This is a genomic window from Luteibacter sp. GL_149, assembly GCF_057834065.1.
On the sequence record NZ_CM174395.1, the window covers coordinates 2,696,567 to 2,720,121 of the forward strand.

General features: G+C 63.6%; 25 protein-coding genes. 10 read left to right on the forward strand and 15 right to left on the reverse strand.

Going from position 1 to position 23,555, the window contains the following annotated elements; genetic code table 11:
- Positions 1–169 precede the first annotated feature (169 nt).
- From AC3IR3_RS11855 to AC3IR3_RS11870, 4 genes are all read right to left on the reverse strand, one after another.
- Positions 170–559, reverse strand: a complete 390-nt coding sequence (locus tag AC3IR3_RS11855) for a VOC family protein (RefSeq protein ID WP_489192331.1) — start codon at positions 557–559, stop codon at positions 170–172.
- Complete coding sequence (locus tag AC3IR3_RS11860; RefSeq protein WP_489192333.1) at positions 556–1,266, reverse strand: pseudouridine synthase; 711 nt, start codon at positions 1,264–1,266, stop codon at positions 556–558. The genes AC3IR3_RS11855 and AC3IR3_RS11860 overlap by 4 nt, the downstream gene beginning before the upstream one ends.
- Positions 1,263–2,318, reverse strand: a complete 1,056-nt coding sequence (locus tag AC3IR3_RS11865; RefSeq protein WP_489192335.1) for a class I SAM-dependent methyltransferase — start codon at positions 2,316–2,318, stop codon at positions 1,263–1,265. Before AC3IR3_RS11865 ends, AC3IR3_RS11860 begins: the two co-directional genes overlap by 4 nt.
- A gap of 381 nt (positions 2,319–2,699) precedes the next feature.
- Complete coding sequence (locus AC3IR3_RS11870; protein WP_489192337.1) at positions 2,700–4,268, reverse strand: protein adenylyltransferase SelO; 1,569 nt, start codon at positions 4,266–4,268, stop codon at positions 2,700–2,702.
- 126 nt (positions 4,269–4,394) lie between these two features.
- Here AC3IR3_RS11870 and AC3IR3_RS11875 point away from each other — a divergent pair, with 126 nt between their 5' ends.
- Positions 4,395–5,036 carry a hypothetical protein gene (locus tag AC3IR3_RS11875; RefSeq protein WP_489192339.1) on the forward strand — a complete coding sequence of 214 codons (642 nt, stop codon included), beginning with the start codon at positions 4,395–4,397 and terminating at the stop codon, positions 5,034–5,036.
- A gap of 10 nt (positions 5,037–5,046) precedes the next feature.
- Here AC3IR3_RS11875 and AC3IR3_RS11880 read toward each other — a convergent pair whose 3' ends face one another.
- Both AC3IR3_RS11880 and AC3IR3_RS11885 read right to left on the reverse strand, forming a co-directional pair.
- Positions 5,047–6,444 carry an MFS transporter gene (locus AC3IR3_RS11880; protein WP_489192340.1) on the reverse strand — a complete coding sequence of 466 codons (1,398 nt, stop codon included), beginning with the start codon at positions 6,442–6,444 and terminating at the stop codon, positions 5,047–5,049.
- Between the two features lie 45 nt (positions 6,445–6,489).
- Complete coding sequence (locus AC3IR3_RS11885) at positions 6,490–7,374, reverse strand: pseudouridine synthase (RefSeq protein ID WP_489196921.1); 885 nt, start codon at positions 7,372–7,374, stop codon at positions 6,490–6,492.
- A 92-nt stretch (positions 7,375–7,466) separates the two neighbouring features.
- On the opposite strand from AC3IR3_RS11885, the gene AC3IR3_RS11890 reads away from it, so the two are divergent.
- A complete protein-coding gene (locus AC3IR3_RS11890; RefSeq protein ID WP_489192342.1) occupies positions 7,467–8,522 on the forward strand; it encodes an HDOD domain-containing protein in 1,056 nt (351 codons plus the stop codon).
- Positions 8,523–8,691: 169 nt separating this feature from the next.
- On the opposite strand, the gene AC3IR3_RS11895 is transcribed toward AC3IR3_RS11890, so the two are convergent.
- On the reverse strand, positions 8,692–9,228 hold the full coding sequence (locus AC3IR3_RS11895; protein ID WP_489192344.1) for a hypothetical protein: 537 nt from the start codon (positions 9,226–9,228) through the stop codon (positions 8,692–8,694).
- A gap of 153 nt (positions 9,229–9,381) precedes the next feature.
- Here AC3IR3_RS11895 and AC3IR3_RS11900 point away from each other — a divergent pair, with 153 nt between their 5' ends.
- Entirely contained in the window at positions 9,382–10,182 is an 801-nt protein-coding gene (locus AC3IR3_RS11900) for a restriction endonuclease (protein ID WP_489192346.1), read from the forward strand.
- A 49-nt stretch (positions 10,183–10,231) separates the two neighbouring features.
- Here the strand turns inward: AC3IR3_RS11900 and AC3IR3_RS11905 are convergent, their stop codons facing one another.
- Complete coding sequence (locus tag AC3IR3_RS11905; RefSeq protein ID WP_489192348.1) at positions 10,232–10,975, reverse strand: hypothetical protein; 744 nt, start codon at positions 10,973–10,975, stop codon at positions 10,232–10,234.
- Positions 10,972–11,367, reverse strand: coding sequence for a hypothetical protein (locus AC3IR3_RS11910; protein WP_489192350.1), 396 nt, complete (start codon positions 11,365–11,367; stop codon positions 10,972–10,974). The genes AC3IR3_RS11905 and AC3IR3_RS11910 overlap by 4 nt, the downstream gene beginning before the upstream one ends.
- A gap of 285 nt (positions 11,368–11,652) precedes the next feature.
- On the opposite strand from AC3IR3_RS11910, the gene AC3IR3_RS11915 reads away from it, so the two are divergent.
- Positions 11,653–12,228 carry a hypothetical protein gene (locus AC3IR3_RS11915; RefSeq protein WP_489192352.1) on the forward strand — a complete coding sequence of 192 codons (576 nt, stop codon included), beginning with the start codon at positions 11,653–11,655 and terminating at the stop codon, positions 12,226–12,228.
- Between the two features lie 42 nt (positions 12,229–12,270).
- On the opposite strand, the gene AC3IR3_RS11920 is transcribed toward AC3IR3_RS11915, so the two are convergent.
- The 6 genes from AC3IR3_RS11920 to AC3IR3_RS11945 all read right to left on the reverse strand — a co-directional run bounded on the left by AC3IR3_RS11920 (position 12,271) and on the right by AC3IR3_RS11945 (position 17,111).
- A complete protein-coding gene (locus AC3IR3_RS11920) occupies positions 12,271–12,993 on the reverse strand; it encodes a MarC family protein (RefSeq protein ID WP_489192353.1) in 723 nt (240 codons plus the stop codon).
- A complete protein-coding gene (locus AC3IR3_RS11925; protein WP_489192355.1) occupies positions 12,990–13,979 on the reverse strand; it encodes a formylglycine-generating enzyme family protein in 990 nt (329 codons plus the stop codon). The genes AC3IR3_RS11920 and AC3IR3_RS11925 overlap by 4 nt, the downstream gene beginning before the upstream one ends.
- Positions 13,980–13,993: 14 nt before the next feature.
- The gene (locus tag AC3IR3_RS11930; RefSeq protein WP_489192357.1) at positions 13,994–14,395 is read right to left on the reverse strand and encodes a DUF1622 domain-containing protein; all 402 of its coding nucleotides are present in this window, start codon (positions 14,393–14,395) and stop codon (positions 13,994–13,996) included.
- Between the two features lie 119 nt (positions 14,396–14,514).
- Entirely contained in the window at positions 14,515–14,922 is a 408-nt protein-coding gene (locus AC3IR3_RS11935; RefSeq protein WP_489192358.1) for a response regulator, read from the reverse strand.
- Positions 14,923–15,036: 114 nt separating this feature from the next.
- A complete protein-coding gene (locus AC3IR3_RS11940) occupies positions 15,037–15,687 on the reverse strand; it encodes a response regulator (protein WP_489192360.1) in 651 nt (216 codons plus the stop codon).
- Positions 15,660–17,111 (reverse strand): sensor histidine kinase, encoded by a 1,452-nt coding sequence (locus tag AC3IR3_RS11945; protein WP_489192362.1) that lies wholly within the window; start codon positions 17,109–17,111, stop codon positions 15,660–15,662. The genes AC3IR3_RS11940 and AC3IR3_RS11945 overlap by 28 nt, the downstream gene beginning before the upstream one ends.
- A 383-nt stretch (positions 17,112–17,494) precedes the next feature.
- On the opposite strand from AC3IR3_RS11945, the gene AC3IR3_RS11950 reads away from it, so the two are divergent.
- The 6 genes from AC3IR3_RS11950 (at position 17,495) to AC3IR3_RS11975 (ending at position 23,553) form a co-directional block, all read left to right on the forward strand.
- A complete protein-coding gene (locus tag AC3IR3_RS11950) occupies positions 17,495–19,735 on the forward strand; it encodes a patatin-like phospholipase family protein (RefSeq protein WP_489192364.1) in 2,241 nt (746 codons plus the stop codon).
- Between the two features lie 103 nt (positions 19,736–19,838).
- Positions 19,839–20,786, forward strand: coding sequence for a SphA family protein (locus AC3IR3_RS11955; protein ID WP_489192365.1), 948 nt, complete (start codon positions 19,839–19,841; stop codon positions 20,784–20,786).
- Between the two features lie 8 nt (positions 20,787–20,794).
- Positions 20,795–21,484, forward strand: coding sequence for a response regulator (locus AC3IR3_RS11960; RefSeq protein WP_489192366.1), 690 nt, complete (start codon positions 20,795–20,797; stop codon positions 21,482–21,484).
- A 173-nt stretch (positions 21,485–21,657) separates the two neighbouring features.
- Positions 21,658–22,239 (forward strand): DUF4136 domain-containing protein, encoded by a 582-nt coding sequence (locus AC3IR3_RS11965; RefSeq protein ID WP_489192367.1) that lies wholly within the window; start codon positions 21,658–21,660, stop codon positions 22,237–22,239.
- 1 nt (position 22,240) lies between these two features.
- The gene (locus AC3IR3_RS11970) at positions 22,241–23,062 is read left to right on the forward strand and encodes a transporter (RefSeq protein WP_489192369.1); all 822 of its coding nucleotides are present in this window, start codon (positions 22,241–22,243) and stop codon (positions 23,060–23,062) included.
- A 20-nt stretch (positions 23,063–23,082) separates the two neighbouring features.
- Positions 23,083–23,553 (forward strand): hypothetical protein, encoded by a 471-nt coding sequence (locus tag AC3IR3_RS11975; RefSeq protein WP_489192370.1) that lies wholly within the window; start codon positions 23,083–23,085, stop codon positions 23,551–23,553.
- Positions 23,554–23,555 lie beyond the last annotated feature (2 nt).

A 23,555-nucleotide genomic window follows, 5' to 3' on the forward strand; every position in this document is an offset into this window, starting at 1 on the left:
TGCTTAAATGCGCACGATCGCGCTTTAAGGGCATGAACGGATTCTGTCGCGAAAACCGATTGCACCGCACCAGGTTCCTGCCTGCGCAGGAACGACAACGACGATGGATGTCGAGGCAAAGTCGCTACAGCGGTGTCTCCTGCCTCCTGGCCGCCATTCCGGCGCGCTCTTAAGCCCGCTGCAACAAATCCCACCGGTTTCCGTACAGATCCTCGAACACCACCACCGTCGCATAACTCTCCCGGCGCGGCGCTTCGATAAAACGCACGCCCGCCTCGCGCATCCGTGCGTAGTCGGCATCGAAATCCGTCGTATGCAGGAAATAACCCACCCGCCCGCCGGTCTGCCTGCCCACGGCAGCGCGTTGATCGTCCGTGTCGGCAACCGCGAGCAGCAGGCAGCTGCCGTTCGCACCGGACGGCGCCACGCGGACCCAGCGCTTCGAAGGCGATAGCGCGGTGTCCTCCAGAAGCGCGAATCCGAGCGCGCCGGTGAAATAGGCGATGGCCTCGTCGTAATCGCGAACGAGAAAAGTGACGGCCGACAGTTCCTGGCTCACGGGGCCTCCGATGAAAAGATACGTGCGATATCCGCCGCGTCGAGCGCGCGCCACTGCCCCGACGGCAGACCGTCGAGCGTAAGACCACCCAGCGAAACACGTTCCAGCGCCTCGACGTGATTGCCCACGGCGGCGAACATCCGGCGCACCTGGTGATAGCGGCCCTCGGTGAGCGAGACCCTCGCTTTACGCGGCGTCAGAGCCTCTAGCTTCGCAGGCGCGAGCGGATCGTTCTCGCCTTCGAGCATCAGCGTGCCGGCAGCGAAGATGTCGCCTTCGTCGCCACGCAGGTCCGAGGCCAGCGTCGCTTCGTACACCTTGGTCAACCGCGATTTCGGCGAAATGATCCGGTGCAGCAACGGACCGTCGTCGGTAAACAGCAACAATCCCGATGTTTCGCGGTCCAGCCGCCCGACCGTCGACAGCACGGGATTGCGCAACGCGAAGCGCGGCGGCAGCAAGTCGTAAACCAGACGACCCACATCCTTGCGCGAGCAGGTAACGCCAAGCGGCTTGTTCAGCAGGACGATCAGGCCTTGCGGCGGATCGAGAGGTTCCTCCTCGAACAGAATGCGATCGTGTTCGACCTTGTCGTCGGCGTACAGCACCTCGCCATCGACATCCGTGACCAGGCCTTCGCGAAACATCGCGGCCACCTGCTTACGGCTGCCATAGCCAAGATTGGCCAGAAGTTTTACCAGTTTCATCGCACACCCCGTGCTTCGATTACTTTGAATCCATCGCGTTCGATGACCGTGCGCACCTGCACGAAACGCGCCGCGAGCGTGCTCTCGTAAGGCAGGTGCCGGTTGGCCACCATCCACAGTACGCCGCCGTGCACGAGCGCATCCGCGGCGCGTTCGATAAACGCGCGACCAAGTTCGGGCTGGTCCGCCCTGCCCTGATGGAACGGCGGATTGGACACGATGGCGTGATAACGGCGGTCGAGCCCGGCGGTGACATCGCGCCAGAGGACGTCGAAACGAACGGGCCTGTCGTGCCGCGCCGCGGCGGCTTCCACATTCATTCGCGCGGGTTGCAGTGCGCGGGCCTCCGCCTCGTAGAGATCGATATCCGTCACGGCGGCGCAACGATCCAGCACTTCGCACGACAGATACCCAAAACCTGCACCCAGGTCGGCCACGGTCCCTGAAAGATCGGACGGCAGCACCTCGGCAAGCAAGGCGGACGCCACGTCTAGCCGGTCCCAGGCAAACAGGCCGCGCCGGCTGACGAAGCGGTCGCCGGCGATGCGAACCGGTTCGTCCAACGCCAGCCAGGCGTGCATCAGCGCGTCGTCGACGACGGCGCCAGGCCGGGTCCAGAACACGCGACACTTGTGCTTGGATATCTGCGTGACGCCCCCGGCAAGCGTTGCCAGATCGCTTTCGGCAGTGCGTGCGCCTTCCGCATTCGGAACGCTGGCGACGACAATCCCGCCCGGCGCGACCTGCCGAAGCGCCCGGGCGAACAGCGCGCGCGTTTCCTCGCGCTGGCGCGTGGGCAGCACCAGCACCAGCGGGAACGCATCGTCGGGCGCATCGGCGACCACATCGAACCCCGAACGCTCCAGCGCGTCGGCGAACGGCCGGAACGATTGCTGCATTACCCAGCCCGGGCGACGCAGTTCGCGCGCACGGAAGCCGTCGCGTGCACGCAGGAACAGCACGCGGCCGTCCGCCGGGAAACGCAGGTCGCCGGTGTCGAAGGGAACGAAAAGCGCATCGAGCGCCACGTCGGAATGAAGGACTGGGGCCACGAGGTGCCTTGGGGCAGGAGGACGACCGGCGATTCTAGCGCATGGCCCCTCCCCGGCCGTCGCGTGTCGGCAACAGCTCTCCGTGGGCTGGCTCTCTGTGGCAGCTCTCCGTGGCAACTCTCCGTGGCAACTCTCTGTGGGAGCGCGCTTGCGCGCGAAAGCCAACGGAGCGAGGAAGCCGGATACTCACATCCGCGAGCCCGATCTACGGGCTGCGGATGCCACCCTCCGCATCGCCGCTCCGTTGGCTTTCGCGCGCAAGCGCGCTCCCACAGAAAGCTCCCACGGAGAGCAGCCTCACTAGAAAGCCTTCCCACAACAGAGCCTTACTACAGAGAGCTAGCTGGCACCGAGGGTTTCGGGTATCCCAGTCCGGCCCGGCTACGAGCTACACGACAACATCGAACAACCGGCCTTTTCGCGCGCCCAGTCCGGACGGCGCGCCGCGAACGCGTCCTTCCCGGGCTGTTCGTCATACGGGTGCCGCAATAATTCGAGCAGCTCCAGCACCCCGCCACCGTCTCCGTCCGTCGCACGGTCGATCGCCTGCTGAGCCAGGTAATTGCGCAGCACATAAACCGGGTTGGCCGCATTCATCAGCGTCCCGCGCTGCTCGACGGGTGCGCCATCCTCACGCAAACGCACCGAATAACGCGCCAGCCAGTCCCGGAACGACGCCTCGGTCGCTTCCCGCTTTCCCGCGTCGTAGAACACGTGAGCAAAAACCTCCGGGTCCGGCGCCAGCGGATCGAACCGTCCCAGTGCCCGGAAAAACAGCGTCATATCCATCTCGCCCGCCGTCAGCACCTCGCGCAGTGACTGCGCCAGCGCTTCGTCGCCTTCACGCCAGTCGGAAAGGCCGAGCTTGGCGGCCGTAAAAGCGGAGTCGTCCGCCCCGAACCTGGCGGCATAGCGACCCAACCCTTCCTGCAACGCCTCGACGCCCGAAAACAACGGCGACAGCGCCTGAGCCAGCCGATGCAGGTTCCAGTAAGCGATCTGTGGCTGCTGGCCGAAACGGTAGCGGCGATGCTGGCGGTCGGTCGTGTTCGGTGTCCATTCCCTATCGAAGTTATCGATCCAGCCATAGGGACCGTAGTCGATCGTGAGACCAAGGATCGACAGGTTGTCGGTATTCATCACGCCATGGACGAAACCGACGCGCATCCAGTGCGCCATCAGCGTCGCCGTGCGCTCGCACACTTCGCCGAACCAGTCGCCGAGAACGCGCTCGTCATAGGTTTCGGCGATCCCGTAGTGAGGAAAACCATGGCGGATCGTATGGTCGACCAGCCGGCGCAACAGCGGGACATCGTTCCGGGACGAGGGCAGTTCGTACGATCCGAACCGGAGGAACGACGGCGCCACGCGACAGACGATCGCGCCCGGCTCGGCCTCCGGATGCCCGTCGTAGAACATGTCCCGCATGACGCTGTCGCCCGTGGCTACCAGGCTCAGCGCGCGCGTGGTCGGCACGCCCAGATGGTGCATCGCCTCGCTGCAGAGGAATTCGCGAATCGACGAGCGCAATACCGCCCGGCCATCGGCCCCACGCGAATAAGGCGTGCGCCCGGCGCCTTTCAGCTGTAGCTCGTAGCTCACGCCGTCCCGACCGATAGCCTCGCCAAGTCCGATGGCCCGGCCGTCGCCAAGTTGCCCGGCCCAGTGCCCGAACTGATGACCGCCATAGTTCGCCGCGTAGGACTGCATCCCCGGCAGTAACTCATTGCCCGCGAACACCCTGGCGAATTCGGGATCCCGCGCCGCGTCGGCGGGCATGTCCAGCAGCGCCAGCACGTCCCGCGAAACCGCGATGACCCGCGGTGCGGCAACCGGGGTCGGAGAGACGAAGGAATATGCGGCGCCCTCGACCTGCCTCGGCCGGCCGCCCGATTCGTCGTCCGCCGGCAACTCGCGGACAAATGCATTGTCGAAACGCAGTGATCGCATAGGGGTGTCGAGGGTATGGTGGGGAACGAACAACCGATATCCGGGCGACCGCGCGCAATGCAAGGCGCACATAACGCGCCCGGCTCAGGCACACTGTGCGCCCGCGCCCTTCCCGATCACGGCCTCATGCGACCTCGACGCCATACGGCCGCCCTGCTGGCCGCCCTCCTGAGCCCCGGCCTCATTGCCGCTCCGGCGACTACCGTGCCGCGTAGCGACAAAACCCTGGTGGAGCTTATCAACGGCACCATGGGCACCTTGCCCAACGCCATGGATACGCTTTCCAGCCGGGTTCCCGGTGGCCTGCAGCCGACGGACGACGCACCGCCCCAGATCGTGCGCAGTGCCGCCTTCATCACCCGGGATGGCTATCGCGTCACCGCTTTCGAGGCCCGCGGCAACGAAGATGGCGGCGACGTCCCCATCGTACGGTTCACCAGCATCCAGCTCGAACAGAAGCCGTGTTTCGGACGGACCGACGCCGCCGCCAGTTTCCACGGCACGTCGTCGGAAACGAACCTGCCGGCCGCCCCAGCCATGCTCCCCAATCGCTATCTGGTCATGCAGATGCCCTGGGGCCGCCTGTCGTTCGGTAGCTCGCTGGACAGTGGCGGCTGCATCATCGCCATCGTGGGCGACGCCACCAACGGGGTACCTACGATGCCCGGTCCGCTGCCGCTGCCGCTGCCGACCACCGTCCCCGGCATGCCCGACCTGCGCCGCAGCTGGCCGACCCCGGCCACGCCCTACCCTTCGCAATCGTTGTAGGAGCGCGTAGCTAGCGTGAGCGGTGGCCGCTCATTTCGGCGCCTGCGTTACGCGGAAGCAGCGCGCAGATCGGCGCGGCGAACAGCGAGACGATCGTTACCACGAGGAAGGCGACGCTGAAGTCGCCGATCTGCGCCTGCGTATGCCCACTGAACGTGACCGAGGCATGCAGCGAAGCGGCCGCGACACAGATACCCAGCGACAGCATAAGTTGCTGGAAGGTCGTATAAAAGCTGGTCGCGCTGCTGAACCGCTCGCTGGGTACGTCCGCATAGGCAACGGTGTTGTACGCCGTAAATTGCAGCGACTGGAAGAACCCGCCGATCAACAGCACGGCATAGATGATCCACAACGGCCAGTCAGGCCGGAAGGCCGCGCACAGGGCGATAAACGCCAGCGACAGCACCCCGTTCCATACCAGCACCGAACGGAAGCCGAACCGCCGCAGCAATGGAGCCGCCGTCGCCTTCATCGCCATCGCGCCCAACGCGGAGACGAAGGTCACGATACCGCTGTGAGCGGCGGACATGCCAAAGCCCAGTTGCATCATCAACGGCAACAGGAAGGGAACCGACCCGGCGGTGATGCGGGTAAGCGATCCGCCGACGACCGACAGCCGGAAGGTCTGGAAGCGCATCAACGACAGGTCCAGCAACGGATACCGGGTCCGCCTGGCATGCCAGATATACAGCGCTCCGACGGCCAGCCCACCGGCGACCAGGCCGGTCGAACCCAGCGGACTGGTCGCTCCGCGACTGGCCAGCTCCAACCCGAAAACCAGGCACGACAGCGAAATACCGGACAGCACGAAGCCCATACCGTCGAACGGCGTTCGCTCCGCGGCGCGGACATCCGGCACGAAGCGTGTCGCGAGAATGAAACCCACGATGCCGATCGGCAGGTTGATATAGAAGATCCAGCGCCACGAAAGCCAGGTAACGATAAGACCGCCCAGCGGCGGCCCGATCACCGGTCCGATCAGCGCCGGAACCAGCAGCCACGACATCGCCGAAACCAGCTCGTGCTTGGGTACCGAACGAAGCAGGACCAGCCGCCCGACGGGCACCATCATCGCGCCGCCGATACCTTGCAGCAGCCGCGCCAGGACCAGCATCGGCAGATTGGGCGCGATACCGCACAACATCGATCCGAGGGTAAACAGGACGATGGCCGTACGAAACACATCGCGTGCGCCATAACGGTCGGCGACCGCGCCGCTGGCGGGAATGAACACCGCCAGACTCAGCATGTACGAGGTAAGCGCCACGCTCATATGCAGCGGCGAGACGTCGAACGAAGTCGCCATGCTGGGCAATGCCGTCGCCAGAATGGTGCCGTCGAGCTGCTCCATGAACATCGCGCTGGCGATGATCAGGGCAATGGTGCGGAAACCTGGAGCGGGGCTCATCCGGAAAGACGCGGCGGGGAGGCGCATAGTCTGCGCCCGTTTACCTCAGTCGTCGAGGATGCGATCGCTCCGGAACACCCGTTCGCGACCGTCCAGCGGGTCGACGAAGCGCAGTTCGCGCGCCAGCAGGCGCAGGGGATTCGAAAAATCGGCGGGATCTTCGGTCATGGGATCGGGGTAAAGTGCGTCGCCAATCAGGGGGGCCCCGAGCCCCATCATGTGCACCCGCAGCTGATGCTTGCGTCCGGTCACCGGCTGCAATGCATAGCGCCAGCGATCGCCGTGGCGATCGATCGTGTCGATGCGCGTCCAGGCGTTCGGTTCGCCGTCGACCTCACGCATCCGGAAGAACGGTTCCCCGCGTTCGATCCGCGTGGCGCGCGTCAGCGGGAACGTCAGACCAGGCAACGCGGCCGCCAGTGCTTCGTAGGTTTTGTCGATCCGCCGTTCGCGGAACAGGCGCTGATACGCGTCCCGCGTGGATGGGCAGGCCGAAAAAAGCACCAGACCGGCCGTACCGCGATCCAGACGATGCAAAGCGACCAGGTCCGGATTGCCCAACGCGCGCACCACGCGTCGCGACAACGTTTCCTCCACGAACCGGCCGGCCGGCATCACGGGCAGGAAGTGAGGCTTATCGACCACGACCAGATGATCGTCGACGTGGACGATCCGCTCCGCGAAAGGAATGACCGCTTCGGTGCCCACATCGCGGAAATAGCGTACGAGCGCTCCTGCACGGAAAGGATCTCCGACGGCGATCGGCAGGTCGTCCGCACCGAGAACCCGCCCTTCCCGCATCCGCTCCACCCACGCATCCCTTCCCACCGAAGGAAAACGGTCGACCAGAAAGTCGAGCACCGTATGCCATGCGCCTTCGGGAAGATACACACGGCTGGCGGCGGAAAGATCGGGAGAGGACGCAGGCATCATGTTGCGTACTTTAGCTTCGCATCGCGCATACGCGCATGGCTTACACTTGCGACACAGTTGAACGGGCAACCCCGGGGACAAACGACAGCGTGATCGGCAAGTTCTTCAAACGGATTTTTGGCGGCCGGATTTCCGACGGCCGGCATGCTCGTCGCGCGCCCGAGGCAGGCTATGCCCTGCGCGAAACCCACCTAGCGATCCCCGAGATCGACGAACCCGCGGCCAATGCGATGGCGCCCGAGGAGATCGAGCACCGCTTCTACCGGCTCATTCTCGGCATCGACGAAGCGTGCGAACCGATACTATCGGGCGCCGAACAGGCCGCATTGCGACGCATGCGCGAAGCTTTCGGCGGCGACCGTTTCGACGTGGCGCAGCTGCCGCGCCTACCGTCCGTGGTACCCCAGTTACTCCGCTCGCTGCGCAACGACGACGCGGACAGCAAACGGCTGGCCGAGCAGATCGCGCGCGACACCGTCCTCGTGGGTGAAATCATCCGCGTGGCGAACACCGCGTATTTCCGCACCACGCGCCCTGTATCCAGCCTGCCCCAGGCGATCGTGCTCATCGGCCAGGACGGCCTGCGTCGCGTCGTCATGCAACTGGTCATGCGCCCCATCCTGCATTTCGAAACGAGGCGTTCGGGCAATCTGACCGGCGAACTGCTCTGGCAGCACGCCGAGCGTTGCGCGCATGCATGCATCTACCTCGGCAAGGGCACGTGCGATCCGTTCGAAGCGTATCTGGCGGGACTGGTCAGCCACACCGGCGCGCAGGCCGCGATCATGGCCCTGGAAACCTATGCCGACCTTGGCGGCCAGCCCGCCTCGCGCCCCTTCGTCGCCGCCGTGGCGCAACAGATCGAGCGCCTTTCCCTGCATGCCGCGCGGCACTGGGTCTTTCCGTCGCGGGTGGTGCAGGCGCTGGCCGAGCGAGCCGATCCAGCCGACGCGGGCGCGCAGACGCCACTCGGACGTTCGCTGCTCGCGTCGAGTCGGCTGGCCATGCTGGACGTCCTGATCGAACAAGGCGTCGTCGATGCCGACACCACCTTGCTGGCGGTGTCTCAGCAGCGCATTCCCCAGGAACAACTGCTGCGCTGCCAGGAAGACCTCAGGGCCGCGTTCTCGCCGGTCGAGGCCTGAAAAGCGGGGATGGGGGATGGGGGATGGGTAGTGGGGGCGTGTTTCCGGCGATCGCCTGAGGGAACGACAAGCGTCAAGCGGACGTTGCCTCAGCCGGGCGATACCCACTCCCTCAGGCGATCGTCGGATCTGCGCCCCCACTACCCATCCCCCATCCCCGCTTTACCACTTACTTATGCGCCGACGGATCGGCGGTCGTCGCGGTGGCCCAGATCTGGTTGGCCACGTCCTCGGACGTCAGCTCCAGCAGGCGCGGAATCGTCGCCTGATAGTCCAGATCGGTGGCGGTCGTCTTCACGGGTACCGCCTGGCGCACCCTATAAGACTTCAACACCACCACGCCGCGCGACGTCACGCGGCAGGTCGCCTGAAGGTCCATCGTGGCCGTGGCCGGCGTAGCGTCCTTATCCACCGACACGCTGGCCTGCACGCCGCGGCAGCCGACGATCAGGTCGGTGTAATACTTTGGCTGCAATGCCTTGCGCAGCTGGGCTTCCACACCGGCTGTCAGTTCCGGCGTCGGTTCGATCTTCACGCTGTGGTCCAGTCCGCTGACCGGCACGATGTTCGTGGCCGGTTCGACCGTCAACCACGGCGAACTCGGACCCGCTGCGATCACATTGTCCAGGCGCACAGGCACCCGGTCGTTCGCTCCGCCGCAGCCGGACAGCACCGCAACGGCCGCGATGGCCATAAGACGTTTCATTGCATTCCCCCCAAACCCCGTTCGAACCCGCGAATCTACCGGCTGCCATGCTGCATAGCAACGGGGCGATAGGCGTGTCTTACACCAGGGCCTTTATGTGACGTAGCGCACATTTTCGCTATCATGGCGACCACACACGAACGGAATCCGTTGATGGTCGGCCCGAACCATGCGAACAAGCGCGACATGGATGCGCTCTCTCGCCTTTCCTGGCACGACTTCGAGCACCTGCTCGCCGAGCACTATCGCGACCAGGGATACCGCGTCGAACACTTCGGCACGGCAGGTTCGCTGAAAACCCTGGAAGGCAGCGTCGACCTCCGCCTTCGTCGCGGCGCCGAGTTCGTGATCGCGCAGTGCCGTCACTGGGACGCCAAGGAAGTCTCCGCAAGCGACGTCCAGTTGCTGCTCGGCACCATGCTCAACGAAGCGGCCAACAGCGCCGTACTTATCACGCGCGGACAATTCACGCCCGACGCGCGCAAGGCGGCATCGCGTCAGCCGCGCTTGCGCCTCGTGGACGGCGAAATCCTCCGCGTCATGCTCAAGCTTCCGGAACATCTCGGCGCGGTCCTTCCCGAAACCGATCCGGTGCGTGCCAGCGGCAAAGGGGCGAAAGCCCGCGGGACGAAACGCCGCACGGCGCCGGAAACGTCGCGGCTGGGTCCGATCCTGCTCGTCGCGGTCATTGTGCTGATGCTTGGCATCTTCGCGTGGCGCGTCATGAATCCGCCGAAGCGTCCCGTCGAGGCCGCCGCGCCACCGGTCGCCACGCCCGAACCCGCGCAACCGCTCGTTCCACCCGTGGTACAACAGCCCGTCGCGCCACCTCCGGTCGTCCCCGCCGCACCACCGTCCGTCGTTCGTCATCCGGACGATCGCGAAACACCGCACAAGAGCGAAGATGCGATGAAGGTGATGGAGCAGAACACAAGGGAAGTAGGCAAGCCATAGCTCGCCCACGCGTAGGAGCCCGCTTGCGGGCTCCTACGCGCTCAAGGCATTACAAATGCCGCAGCAAACGCGGAAGCCAGCGTCCATAAGGGCGGCGCGAACGCATGATCGTCGCGGTCGCCTTCGCGAGATCGTCGCCAAGATAGAGGCCGCCGCCAAGCACCGGGCGGGTTCGCGCGCAAACCGCCACGCCCTCGCCACGAAGCATCGGATCGTCCGTTGCGAGTACATGATCGATACCGGCATGCACGGCAAGCGACGCCCCCATCGTCACATCGCCGTCGTACATAAGAACCGTGGCGATACCCTCGCGACGCAACGCTTCGCAACAACCGCGAACCCCCGGCCGCAATTCGTCGCGCCAGCGGACAATCCCAAGCGGACGGTCCGCATCGACGACGATCCAGCTTTCGTCGCCGCTGGCGGCGTATTCGTCGATACGTTCGTCGAACCACGCCGGCAGATGGCTGCACGACGCATCGAGCCAACTTTCCACGGCAGTACGATCGCCCTTCCGGTAAGGATGGCCTTCGACATCGGCGCCACTGAGATGCCGTTGCGGCGTATGCGCCAGCGTGCGCACGGCGCCTCCGGCTGCCGGACGTGCCAGTCCCGCCAGCAGGCAACCCTCCGGCGACGTATCGCCTATGCTGGCCAGTGCCGCTCCCTGGGCGAGATCCACCATACCGACTCCGGGTGCAGGCACGAGTGCGAACGCACGGCGCTGACCCAGTGTCACCACCCCGCGGCGCTCGAGTACCAGCATGTCGACACCATGCGACACCATGCTCATGCCGCCATCCGCTCGTGGCCAGCCAGATAACGCAGCGCGATCGACAAAGCCATGTCCACCCCCGCCTCCCGATCGCCGGGAACCACGACGGTCACCATCGCGGGATGACTCCCCTCGCCGTCGCGGTCGTGTATTTCGATAAAGGGCACGGGTAGCTCGCCGAGCGCATCGGTCAGCGACGCGCCGGCCGCATCGCCGTCCTCCGGGACATCCATGTCCAGCAACACCAGCTCCGCGCCTTCCCCGCGAGAGGAACGCACGCATTCGGTCACGGCACGGACGCTGTCGCACACGCGCCAGACCAGCGTCTGCCCCGCCGCTCTTGCCCGTGTAGCCAGCGCGAGCGCATCGGCATCGCTACCCGCTGTTTCCGTTATCACCATGATCGACATCGACGCACGCCTCTTTGGAGTGGGGTCAATGTAGACGCACGGGGTGTAAACAAGCTGCCCGTCAGCGGCCCGTTTCGAGTAATCAATCCGTAAAACTCCGCCCTCGGGTAACGGATGGATTCCTGCTGGTCTGCTGGATGGACGTCGCCGATAGCATGCGCGCGCCTGCCCTTGCGACAGGTACGACACCGTAGAGTTACGGCACCGAAGCAGGTACTTGTTCGCTGTTCGGCGCTTCACGCGTCCGCGAATACTGGTGTCTCCACCCCAAAGGCGAGACGAACCATGGTCACATCCCCACTCAATGCACAACGTCTGCGTATCGCTGCCCTCGCCATCGCGATAGCGTTTGGCGGTTTCACCATGGCACACGCACAGGTTCAGGCTTCGGACACGATCCATCTGACGGGCGAGATCGTGTCCGTCGACCAGAAAACCCGTCACGTGACCGTACGTGGTGCCGACGGCCGGCAGGAAACCGTGGAAGTCGGTCCCGAAGTCCGCAATCTGGACAAGGTAAAGGCCGGCGACCAGGTCAATGTCGAGTACACGCGCTCGCTGCTACTGCAGCTGGAAACCAGCGGAAGCGTAGGTGCCACAGCCAGCGAATCGGTAGAGCGCGCGGCAAAGGGTTCGAAACCCGGCGCGGCGGGCGCCCGGCGCGTCGTGACCACGTCCAAGGTTATTGCGGTGGATACCAAGGAGAACACCATCACGCTCCAAAGTCCGCAGGGCGATCAATACACGCTTGGCGTCATGGATCCGAAGTGGCAGGAGCGACTGAAGAAAGTGAAACCCGGTCAGTTCATCAAGGCCACCTACGACGAAGGCCTGGCGGTTTCGGTAACGCCGAAATCCTGAGCGGGTAACGACGGGAGCGCGTGACGCGCTCCCGTCGACAGCTCACTGCCCGAGCAACCCGATGGACGCGGGGAGCAGGCCAAGCTGGATCAGCGCGGCCATCATCATCTGGATCGACAGTCCCACGGTCAGCGAACCGATGATCGTACCGAACAGCTTGAACGGCAACGGGCCGATGCTGCGCACGATGGGACCGGCGAACAGCATCGCCAGCAGATGCAGGACCATAACGCCGACCAGAAGCAACACGATGGCGACCGTTCGTTCGGTGCTGTGGCTCGAAGCCAGCAGGATAATGAGGGCGGCGAGTCCATACGGCGTGACGATCATCGGCACCGCGGTTTCGAATGCGCCCGGCACGCGGGGCACCGCGGGCGTATGGCCTGGCGCGGCCGGTGGCGGTGCGACGGGCGCCTCGCTGGTGTACTGCCCCAACACGGTCTGCAGCGATACGAGGAAAAAAATCACCCCGCCGGCGAGCAGCATGGCGGGGATGGAGATATGCCAGTTGCTGCGCAGGCCGGCACCGAGAAAACCGCCGATCAGCACCGCCACCGTCGCCAGCGCGAACGTCTTCCAGGCCAGGTTGTGCCGGGTCTTGCTGTCGAAGAACTGTGCGCGTGCGTAGTAAGCCGCGGGCGTTTTCAGCGGCGGACCCACGGTGATGAAAAGCAGCATGAACGCGTCCGACAACGACAGGATGGGTACTGCCGCACCCTGGACGGCCGTCGCGACAGGCTGGAACAGCATCAGTGCGAAACTCATGGCATATCTCCGTGGATGCTTGTGTCGATCGAACCGACGCAGCGAAAACCGACGTGACTGGTCGAGGTATCCACCGGATGCGGATAGCGCGCGGCGGGACGATAACGACGGCAATAGCTGGGCGCGCACAGATGCGAGCCGCCTTTCAGGACACGCCGGGGAATAGGCGGACCGGCGGACCGCGGGTCGTGACTCTCTGCCTCTTGACCGCCGCGTGGATTGGCCGGCACACAGCAGGCTTTCTGGACTTCCTGGGTATGCGCGGCCCGATACCAGTCGGACGTCCATTCCCACGTGTTCCCGATCATATCCACCAGGCCAAATGGATTCGGCGGATAGCTACCTACCGGCGAAGTGCGTTCGAATCCATCGGTTGTCAGGTTCTCGAAAGGGAACATCCCCTGCCAGTAGTTCGCGAGCATGCGGCCGTCCGGATCGAGCCTGTCGCCCCAGGCGTAATCGCTCTGATCGAGGCCTCCACGCGCCGCGAATTCCCACTCGGCCTCGGTGGGAAGGCGCTTGCCCGCCCACGCCGCATACGCTTCGGCATCGCGCGCGGCGATGTGGACGACGGGATGGTCGTCCAGCCCGGAAAGGTCGCTGTCCGGCCCGAACGGATGACGCCAGTCGGCGCCAAGGACAAAACGCCACCAATGCTCGATGCGCAGCGGCACCGGACCGTCGGGCTTCACGAATACAAGGGAACCCGGTTGCAGCATCGCCGGATCCGCGCCCGGATAGTCTTCCGCGCGGGGCGGAATTTCGGCGTACGTAAGGTACCCGGTGGCTTCGACGAAACGGCGGAAATCGGCATTCGTGACGGGTGCGCGGTCGATCAGGAAAGCATCGACGCGCACGCGATGAACCGGCCTTTCCTCCGGATAGAAATTCTCCGATCCCATGCGGAAGGTTCCGCCCTCGATAAGGATCATGCCGTCTCGCGATGCGGCGTTCCGCGTCGTCGGCGCGGTCATCACACAAGCCATGCGCGTTTCCTCTTTCAGTAAGACGGTGGCGGACGGTTGGCAGGTTCGTCGTCCGCCGATCGTTCGGCACTCCATGGCCAGTGTCCTTCCACTTCCAGAATCAACGACCAGCTGAGGAAGGTCCGCACCACCACGAGCAACCCGAGCGCCATCACGCTCTGGATGGTCGAGTCCAGCGCGACGGTACGCACGATGTCCGCGGCAACCAGTATTTCGAGGCATAGCAACAACGCCCTGCCGACGCTGCGCTTGTAAATGTCGTAGTGGGTTGCCCGGTACGACGATCGGGTCAACAGCCCATGCAGGTAAATAGCGGTAGCGGAAAGGATCGCGACGACGATAAGCACGATGGCAAGCAACTCGATACCGAGTGCCGACCATTCGATCAACGTATGCGCGTTGAAGGTGCCATCCATCGTGACGTTCCTTTATGGCCGTCCGGCCGTGCCATGGCATCGTCGCCCGGCCGGGCGTAACCCGACAGCGAGGAAGTACGGGAGGCGCGATAGTAAAACTACGGATATGCGATCGGATATCAGGTATGCCCGACCATCCCGGCCAGCGACATCGACACGAATATTTCGCCGCGCAGCGCGGCATCGATCGCATCCACCAGATCCTCTCCCGCCGACGCCTTCAACACATAACCACGGCCAATCGACAGCGCCTTGCGCGCAAGTGCGGGATCGTCATGCACGGTAATGAATACAACGCCAAGCGACGGTCGTTGTGCGATAAGTATCCTGGCGGCATCGATACCGTCCAGCCCGGGCATGCTGATATCGGTAACGACGATGTCGGGCATCAACCGGCTCGCGGCGGTCACCAATGCCTGCCCATGTGTTACGACACAGAGCACCTCGAAGGCATCGTCCAGCAGCAGCCGGATTTCCTCGGCCACCCTTGGGTGATCTTCGGCGAGGACGATCGTCGCCCGTGTCATGGGATTCCTTCGCGGCGTGGCCACGAAGTGCAGATTCCGCCTTCGGGAAAACTTACGTAAGCGAAAAGAACCCACAGAAGCATTGCGTAAAACTACGCTCGATCCCGCCACGGGTCAGAACAACAGACCTAGATCCTCCGAGCGGCGCACCAGTTCCAGCGTCGAATGCACGTCCAGTATCTGCATCATCGTGTACTTGTGCGCCTCGACGGTACGCACCGACAGGCCCAGTTCCGAAGCAATCTGCTTAGAGCGCAGCCCCTTGCCCACCAGACGAAGCACTTCGCGCTGTTTGGCCGTCAGGTCGTGCAACTCCTGCAGCCGTCCGCGCAGGTAACGGGCACCCAGAGACGGCGTGACATAGGTGCCTCCGGCCAGCACCTGGCGCAGGGCGTTGAGCAGATCCTCGCCCGCCGAAAGTTTCAGCACATACCCATTGGCACCGGCGCGCATGGCGGCGGCGGCCAGTGCGGGTTCGGCATGCATGGTCAGAAAAACAAAAGGAGTGGTATTGCCTTCCGCGCGAAGCTCCTTCAGCACATCGAGCCCATTGCCGTGCGGCATATTGATGTCCGAAAGCACGAGATCGGGGCGTTCGTTGCGAACGACTTCCAGCAGGGAACGGCCATCGCATGCCAGCGCCACCAGATCGAACTCGTCGTCGAGCAATCGTTCGATGCCTTCCGCCACCATACGGTGATCGTCCGCAAACACGATACGGGAGACAGTCCCCGGCCCTACGTCGGCAACGGAATACGTATACATACATCCACTCCCTTTCCAGGTGACGTGCGCAACTCGAAGCTTCCCCCCAGAAGCTTCGCTCTCTCATCCATGCTAATGAGACCAATTCCCCTGCTTTTCCCTACTTCCGGCCGATGCGGGACGAAGCCCACCCCATCGTCGGAGACAAACAGCGTCGCTTTTACGGGATCGACCGTCACGGCCACGTATACGCGGTGTGCAAAGGCATGGCGGACAGCGTTGGCCAACGCCTCCTGCACCACCCGGTAAAAACAGAGCGAAACGTCTCCCGGAAGGTCGTTGGCCTGTTGATGAACTTCCAGTTGAATCGCAGGACCATTGTGATGACGTTGTGAATTGCACAGCGCATCCAGCGCGCCGGCCAGGCCGGTCTGCCGGAGCAGACTCGGATGAAGTTCATGGGATAACTGGCGCACGTCGTCCGACAGCGACATCAGCTGAGACTGGATGCGCGCCACGTCGGGCTGGCAGGCCGGACCGACTTTGCGACGCAACGCAGATAGTTGGATCGACGAAGCGGCCAACCGCTGATTGATGTCGTCGTGCAGGTCGCGGGCCAGACGCGCGCGCTCCTGCTCCTGCGTAGCGATGAGCCGCCCGGCCAGTTCGCGTACTTCGCGATTGGTCTCGGCAAGCTTGTCGCGAATGGCCTGACGCTGCTCGATGAGCACACCGAGCGAAAGCGCTCCCGCGGCCATCGACAACGACCACAGCTGCACACTGAGTGTCGTGAAAGGCGCCGTCGTGGCAAGGAAAGGTCCCCTGCCATCCACCGAAAGCTGTGCCGCAAGAAGGGCGATCACCAGAATGGCGACGGATGCACCTGCCGTCCGAGCCACGGCGCACGCCCAGATGATGATCGGCGCAGGCGCTACGAGAAGTAGCGGACGAAGACTCGGTTCGTTGCCGTAGGCATACCAGAGCAATCCCAGAACGCCCGCCGCTGCAATCATGCTGGCCACGTGTACCGCACTCGGCCAGTTGCCGTGACGCAGACCGATTCCCGCCGAGACCAGGCTGATCCATGCCGGTACGTAGAGCGCGTAACCCAGCGCATGTGCCAGCGCGATGTTCGGCCAGTCGGAAAGCACGGCGCCACGCAGCGACGTGAACTGGCTCAGGTAGAAAATCGCCAGGGCGGACGTCAGCGGCAATACGATAAGCGCCACACCGGTGAAGGCCAGCAGCCGACGGAAGTCTTCCGTCGCGGGTACCTTGCCCGGTACAGCTAGCAGTACATGCGCCGCGACGGGACACAGCAGCATCGGCGAAATAGCCACGAGGGCCGCCTCCCACGCGGGAACGCCGAACGCGACAGCGACAGTCACGATACCGACGAACGTGCCTACGACGCACCATGTCCATGCGACGCGCGGCGCCGTCAGAAGAGCGGCAAGAAGCACGGCGCCGGGAAACCAGGCCATGTGCGTCCCGTCCCGATGACTCCACATAGCGACCGACAGAAGCTGCGCAACGGCGCCACCCGCGAACGCGCCAGCTCCCCATAACCACGAAATCTTTCCTTCGATTGCCGCCGCTTGCACGAGTGATTCTCCCGTCCCTTTCCAGGGTTACGCGATAGACGCACCTGCCGCACGTGAAAGCCGAAACCCTCCCCTAGGGGGTTTCGATAACGCATCGACTATACGCGAGGATGAACCCGATCAGCATGCCAAACTACGTAACTGGTTCGCATTTTCCAATAGGTAGATATACCTAGTTGCGCCGGCCTCTTCTTCGCTGCCGCACGTCTTTTCCGGAGTAGACACTGGTGACCACACCGGGGCCCCTTCGGAAGAGACATCGCATGTGCATGCGCCATCTGTTGCTCGTCGTCGCCGGCCTTTGCATTTTCATCGCCGCACCGCTGTCGCGCGCGACCACGCTGGACCCATCGCCATGCATCGGACTGGTGCTCGGCGGAGGCGGTGCGCGCGGCGCCGCCCATATTGGCGTGCTGGAAGTGCTGGAACACGAGCACATTCCGATCTGCCGCGTCGCGGGCACCAGCATGGGCTCGATCGTCGGCGGCATGTATGCGGCCGGCTATACGCCCGAAGAAATGCACCGGGTCGTCACCGAACTCGACTGGAAAGATCTCTTTTCCGACGATCCGGACCGGGTCGAGGAACCGATGCACCGCAAGGACGCCGATTACCGTTACCTGCTCAATTTCGAAGTCGGCTACAAGAACGGCCACATCGTGACGCCCGCGGGCGTCGTGCAGGGACAGAAGCTTCTGTTGCTGCTGCGACGCCTGCTGGTTTCGGCATGGGACGTCCATGACTTCAACCAGCTATCGATTCCCTTCCGCGCCGTGGCCACCGACATCGTCGCCGGCAAACCCGTCGTTTTCGCCAGCGGCGACCTGCCCCTGGCGATACGCTCCAGCATGTCCGTACCCGGCGCGTTCGCTCCGACCAACGTGGACGGCAAACTGCTGGTCGATGGCGGCCTCATGGACAACGTGCCCATCGACGTCGTGCGCGACATGGGTGCACAGCGGCTGATCGTTGTCGACGTAGGGTCGCCACTGGCGGAAGAAGAAACGCTGACCAATCCGGTCGCTCTGCTCAACCAGATGGTCAGCGCACTGATGGCTGAGAAAACCGATCGTCAGCTCAAGAGCATGGCGCCGGACGATATCCTTATCAGACCCGCTCTCGGCAAGCTCGGTGCCGGCGAATTCAACCGGGCGCGCGAAGCCATCGCGATCGGACGTGCGGCGGCCGAAGCCGCCCTTCCCCGACTGCGGGAACTAAGCGCATCGCCAGCGGCATGGCAGGCTTTCGAGGCATCCCATCGTCAGCGCGACTTCGATCCGAAACTCGTCGCGTTCATCGACGTGGACACGAAACATACCCAGACCGGAACGTTTGCCCGGAAACAGCTGGAACCGGAAGTCGGCAAGCCGTTCAACCCGGACAACCTGGAAAAGACGATCGGCAGCATCTACGGCCACGGCAACTATCAGCAGGTCGACTACCATCTGGTGCGGCGTGGTGAGGACCGCGGCGTGCTGCTCACGCCGACCGACAAACCCTGGGGGCCGATCTACGGCAAGTTCGGCTTCCAGCTGGACGACGACTTCAATGGCCGCAGCGAATACCTGATCTCCGCCGAAGTCACCGCCACCAACCTCAATAGTCTGGGAGGCGAATGGCGTAACACGCTCTGGGCCGGACGCATCGGCGGGCTGCGTTCGGAGTTCTATCAACCCTTCGGACAGGGCGCGACCGGGTACATCATGCCCTTCGCCGCGATCCGGAACGAGGACGTTCCGATATTCGACAACAACGGCGACCACCAGCTTGCCGAGTATCGCATCAAGCGCCGCAATCTCGGCGTGGAGGCCGGCTGGTCGCCGGCATCTTACTGGCGTGTCTCGGCATCCGTCGTGCGTGGCAAGGACACGGGCGATCTGCGGGTGGGCACACCTACCCTCTTTCCCAGCGGCACGTCCGACTTCGCGATGGGCCAGATCGGACTCGACTGGGACAGTCTCGACAGCGCGCAATTTCCTACCCGCGGCACGCATATCAATTTCGTCTATGAAGCCTATCGCCAGGCGCTGGGCGGCAAGGTGAACGGCGACGTCGCACGCCTCGTCGCCGACTGGATTCCCGACTGGGGCATGAGCACGGGGCGTTATCACCTGCTGCTCGGCGTACGCATGGCAAGCACACTGGACAACACGAACTTCATCGAAACCCAGAACTTTCTCGGCGGATTCCTGAATCTTTCCGGCTACACGGAACGATCGCTCTTCGGAAACCAGGCCGCGCTGGGCCGGGCGGTGCTGTACCGGCGCACCGGCAGCCTGGATGCGATTTTCTCGACGCCTATCTACATAGGCGCGAGCCTGGAGGCTGGTAACACATGGCACAACAAGAACAATGTGCGCCTGGATTCGCTGATCTATGCGGGAAGTATTTTCGCCGGGGTGGAATCGCCACTGGGCCCGGTGTTCTTCGGGCTCGGGCACGCGGCCGGCGGACACACCGCCGTCTACCTCACATTCGGCTCGCTGCTGCGACCGAAGCCCTGACAGCGACCACGTAAATTTACGCAATCGCATCCGGTGAAAGTTCGCTTACCCAACCGCTCGACGTTGCGCAATCTGATCGTATGGCCACCCAGGTGCGAACATCATGAAGAACCGACTTGTCTGCGCGATCGCATTTACGACTGTCGCCATGTCCGGCAGCGCCGGCGCCGTGGAGGGGGCGATGGGTCGCTCTATCACCGGTGCGCAGATCACGCCGTACGTCGGCATCGTTCCGCCAACGCCCGGCCTTAACGTTTCGATCAGTTACGTCAACTACGACGGCAATATCGGTGGAAACCGCGCCGTACCCATCGGCGGCGTGGCCGCGCTGAACCTGCATGCCAAGGTCGATCTCTACGCCGCGACGTTCGCTTATATCTGGGACACCGGCAAAGGTCGATGGAACTACGCGAGCATGTTCACCGTGCCTTATATCCGTCCGAGCGTGAGCGCCGACCTTTCCGTCGGCCGGCTGAATTCGCGTACGAACGACAGCGCATCGGGCCTGTTCGATCTCTACTTCGCGCCGGTCATCGCCAGTTATCACGTGAGTGAGGTCGAACACTGGTCGTTCGGTCTGTACATCTATGCGCCGACCGCCGACTACCAGAAAGGGCGGCTCGCAAACAAAGGCCTGAACGTATGGACGTACACGCCCGCGGTCGGATACACGCACCTGTACGACAAGGGAAGCATCGAACTGAGCTTTCTTGCCGGCGTGGACTTCTATTCGAAAAATAACGATACCGACTACCAGAACGGATCGGTATTCCGGCTCGACGCGCTTGCCATGAAGCGCACTCCCAGCGGCTTCGGCTACGGCCTGGCTTTCGGATGGCTGCAACAGATCGACAAGGACGAAGGCCCGACCGCCGACCGGCTCAATGGATTCAAGGGTCACTCGTTGGGCGCGGGCCCCGCTCTCAACTACAAAAAATCGTTCGGCAAGGAAAGCAGCATCGATTTCACGCTGCGCTGGCTGAAAGAATTCGACGTAAAGGATCGTCTGCGCGGCGAACCGCTCGTGCTCAACGTCAACCTGGCATTCTGACGCCCGCCATGCAGGAGGGTTTTCCTCGGAAAGGGGTCGACCACGTCCGGCTTCTGATCGCGGATCATCACCGTTGCGTAGCCGAAGGCCTGGCCGCGCTGCTCGCGCCGCTGATCCGCGATATCGCCGTCGTATACACCGGGCGCGACATGCTGCATCGCGCCACCACCGGCCGTTACGACATCGTGGTGTCCGAGATCGGCATGCCCGACATGCCAGGACTCGCGCCGTTGCATGCGCTGAGCGAGCGGCGATCGGTGGCGCGCTTCGTGGTGCTCTCCAGTCACGACGAGGCGCTGGTCGTCCAGGAGGCCATGCAGGCGGGCGCCTGGGGTTACGTACTGAAGCAATCGTCCAGCGGCGAACTCATCGAAGCCATCGGCGAAGTGATGGCGGGACGCCGCTACCTGAGTCCCGGTCTGATGGCCGCGCTGATCAATGCCCCCGTATCCGTGCAGAAGCTGACGCGGCGACAGCGCGAAGTCCTGGATCGCATGGCCGAAGGCCGCCGCGCAAGCGACATCGCCGCCGAGCTGGGCATTTCGGTACGTACCGTCGAAAGCCATCGCCAGTCACTGCTTGACCTGCTGCATGTACACAGCGGCGTGGCGCTGGTGCGCGAGGCGATCCGGCTGGGCCTGGTCCGCGATCCGTCTACACCGTTCACTGCATCGTCCGGAAAAAAACTTTCTCCGTAGAAGTACGCAGACGTTGCCGGTAGCTCTTCGCTGGCGCGCCATTGCCCGCCCAAGGTCAACTGGTCACATCGTTTTCCTGCTTGTCGGTCCCTGCGGTCATCGCCCTCCCCTGGCCGGTCATCCCGCCGACAAGCAGGATCTTTTCATTCCACCCGGTCATCGAAGGAGCAGCCATGAGAACGTTGCCTGTGCTTTGCCTCACCGCCGTCGTGGCCATCGCCGGCTGCTCGTCGGTCAGCGTGACCAATCAGTGGAAAGATCCCAGCTGGTCCGGGCCGCCCGCGTCGAAAGTTCTCGTCGTCGGTATCGCGCGCAGCGACACCATGCGCCGCCTGTTCGAAGACACATTCACGCGCGAACTCACTACTGCGGGCGTTGCCGCTTCGGCCAGCTACTCGCAGATCCCCGCGGGCGAAGGCGCCGCCGTGAAGCTCGGCGATCTGGTCAAATCCACCGGCAGCCAGGCCGTGCTGACCACGCGCGTTCAGCGCATCGAACAACGCGTCAACGTTTCACCGAGTGGCCCAGGTTATGGTGGCTTCTATGGCTGGTACGGCGGCGCATGGGCGTCGGCGCCGGAGGTCACCCAGTACGAAGTCGTCACGCTGGAAACCAGCGTCTGGGACGCACGCAGCGAAAAGCTGGTCTGGACCGTCACCACGCAGGGCCTGGGAACGAGCGACATTCCCAAAGCGACGAGCCAGCTCGCGCAGACGCTGATCCCGAAGCTGAAAGCCGACGGAATCATTCGCTGATATGCAAAATCACACATCATCGCGAAGCCTCGTACTTCTTTGCCTCCTGACCGGTACCGCCGCCGCTCAGGAGGCAAAGCCCGACGATGCGAGCATCGCCGAAAAGCTATCCAATCCTGTCGCGTCGCTGATCAGCGTCCCGTTGCAATTCAACTACGACAGCAACATCGGTCCCGGCGAACGCGGACACAAATTGCAACTCAACATCCAGCCCGTCATTCCGATCGCGCTGAACAGCGACTGGAACATGATTTCGCGCACCATCCTTCCGGTCGTGAGCCAGGCGGACATCGCCCCGGGAAGCGGCAGCCAGTCGGGTACGGGCGATATCACCCAAAGCCTGTTCTTCTCGCCGAAAAAACCGTTGTCCAACGGCGCCATCTGGGGCATCGGACCGGCGTTCCTCATACCGACAGCCTCGAACGATCTGCTGGGATCGAAGAAGTGGGGCATCGGCCCCACGGCGCTGGTGCTTCGCCAGAAACACGGCTGGACGGTCGGTTTCCTGATGAACCATATCTGGTCGGTAGCGAGCGTAGGCGGTCACAAGGACCGGCCGCCACTCAGCGCCACCTTCCTGCAACCTTTCCTTGCCTACAACACGCCCACGGCATGGACCTATGGCGTGAACCTCGAATCCAGTTACGACTGGCATAGCCACGAATACACGGTACCGATCAACTTCAACGTGTCCAAGGTCGCCAAGATCGGCAAGCTGCCGGTGAGCTTCGGTGGCGGCGTGCGCTACTGGATTTCCTCGACCGATACAGGCGCGCATGGCTGGGGTTATCGCTTCGTCGTCACGATGGTTTTTCCCGAGTAACCGTTCCGGAGACAACACTCATGCAGATGATTCGGCACATTCTTGTTCTGGCCACCGCGCTGTGCGCGACGTCGGCCACCCTCGCCCAACAACCCGTCGCCTTCCCCGCCAAGGGCCAGAGCAGCACGACGCAGACTAACGACGAGGCCTATTGCCGCAACTGGGCGCAAAGCAAGACGGGTATCAGCGCGCAGACGGCAGACCAGGCACCGGCTCAACAGACCGGTGCCGCCGTCGGTGGTGGCGAACGCGTACGTGGCGCGGTACGCGGTGCCGCGGCGGGTGCCGTGATCGGAGGCGTCGCCAACGATAACGCCGGCCATGGGGCGGGCGTGGGCGCCGCGGCAGGCGTGGTGGCTGGCGGCGCGAGAGCGCGGCAGGATCGCCGCGCTTCCAATGCGGCATCGGCGAATCAGCAGTCCTCGACCCTGGCAACGTTCAACCAGGCATACGGGTCCTGCCTCACCGGCAAGGGCTATACCGTCAAATAAGG

Excerpts from the sequence above, each read along its gene's own strand:
- AC3IR3_RS11960 (WP_489192366.1), top strand. The coding sequence starts at position 20,795 with ATGCAGGAGGGTTTTCCTCGGAAAGGGGTCGACCACGTCCGGCTTCTG.
- AC3IR3_RS11935 (WP_489192358.1), bottom strand. The coding sequence starts at position 14,922 with ATGACACGGGCGACGATCGTCCTCGCCGAAGATCACCCAAGGGTGGCC.
- AC3IR3_RS11875 (WP_489192339.1), top strand. The coding sequence starts at position 4,395 with ATGCGACCTCGACGCCATACGGCCGCCCTGCTGGCCGCCCTCCTGAGC.
- AC3IR3_RS11910 (WP_489192350.1), bottom strand. The coding sequence starts at position 11,367 with ATGTCGATCATGGTGATAACGGAAACAGCGGGTAGCGATGCCGATGCG.
- AC3IR3_RS11945 (WP_489192362.1), bottom strand. The coding sequence starts at position 17,111 with ATGGCCTGGTTTCCCGGCGCCGTGCTTCTTGCCGCTCTTCTGACGGCG.
- AC3IR3_RS11940 (WP_489192360.1), bottom strand. The coding sequence starts at position 15,687 with ATGTATACGTATTCCGTTGCCGACGTAGGGCCGGGGACTGTCTCCCGT.
- AC3IR3_RS11920 (WP_489192353.1), bottom strand. The coding sequence starts at position 12,993 with ATGAGTTTCGCACTGATGCTGTTCCAGCCTGTCGCGACGGCCGTCCAG.
- AC3IR3_RS11965 (WP_489192367.1), top strand. The coding sequence starts at position 21,658 with ATGAGAACGTTGCCTGTGCTTTGCCTCACCGCCGTCGTGGCCATCGCC.
- AC3IR3_RS11895 (WP_489192344.1), bottom strand. The coding sequence starts at position 9,228 with ATGAAACGTCTTATGGCCATCGCGGCCGTTGCGGTGCTGTCCGGCTGC.
- AC3IR3_RS11870 (WP_489192337.1), bottom strand. The coding sequence starts at position 4,268 with ATGCGATCACTGCGTTTCGACAATGCATTTGTCCGCGAGTTGCCGGCG.
- AC3IR3_RS11925 (WP_489192355.1), bottom strand. The coding sequence starts at position 13,979 with ATGGCTTGTGTGATGACCGCGCCGACGACGCGGAACGCCGCATCGCGA.
- AC3IR3_RS11955 (WP_489192365.1), top strand. The coding sequence starts at position 19,839 with ATGAAGAACCGACTTGTCTGCGCGATCGCATTTACGACTGTCGCCATG.
- AC3IR3_RS11905 (WP_489192348.1), bottom strand. The coding sequence starts at position 10,975 with ATGAGCATGGTGTCGCATGGTGTCGACATGCTGGTACTCGAGCGCCGC.
- AC3IR3_RS11880 (WP_489192340.1), bottom strand. The coding sequence starts at position 6,444 with ATGAGCCCCGCTCCAGGTTTCCGCACCATTGCCCTGATCATCGCCAGC.
- AC3IR3_RS11860 (WP_489192333.1), bottom strand. The coding sequence starts at position 1,266 with ATGAAACTGGTAAAACTTCTGGCCAATCTTGGCTATGGCAGCCGTAAG.
- AC3IR3_RS11885 (WP_489196921.1), bottom strand. The coding sequence starts at position 7,374 with ATGCCTGCGTCCTCTCCCGATCTTTCCGCCGCCAGCCGTGTGTATCTT.
- AC3IR3_RS11915 (WP_489192352.1), top strand. The coding sequence starts at position 11,653 with ATGGTCACATCCCCACTCAATGCACAACGTCTGCGTATCGCTGCCCTC.
- AC3IR3_RS11950 (WP_489192364.1), top strand. The coding sequence starts at position 17,495 with ATGTGCATGCGCCATCTGTTGCTCGTCGTCGCCGGCCTTTGCATTTTC.
- AC3IR3_RS11900 (WP_489192346.1), top strand. The coding sequence starts at position 9,382 with ATGGTCGGCCCGAACCATGCGAACAAGCGCGACATGGATGCGCTCTCT.
- AC3IR3_RS11970 (WP_489192369.1), top strand. The coding sequence starts at position 22,241 with ATGCAAAATCACACATCATCGCGAAGCCTCGTACTTCTTTGCCTCCTG.
- AC3IR3_RS11975 (WP_489192370.1), top strand. The coding sequence starts at position 23,083 with ATGCAGATGATTCGGCACATTCTTGTTCTGGCCACCGCGCTGTGCGCG.
- AC3IR3_RS11930 (WP_489192357.1), bottom strand. The coding sequence starts at position 14,395 with ATGGATGGCACCTTCAACGCGCATACGTTGATCGAATGGTCGGCACTC.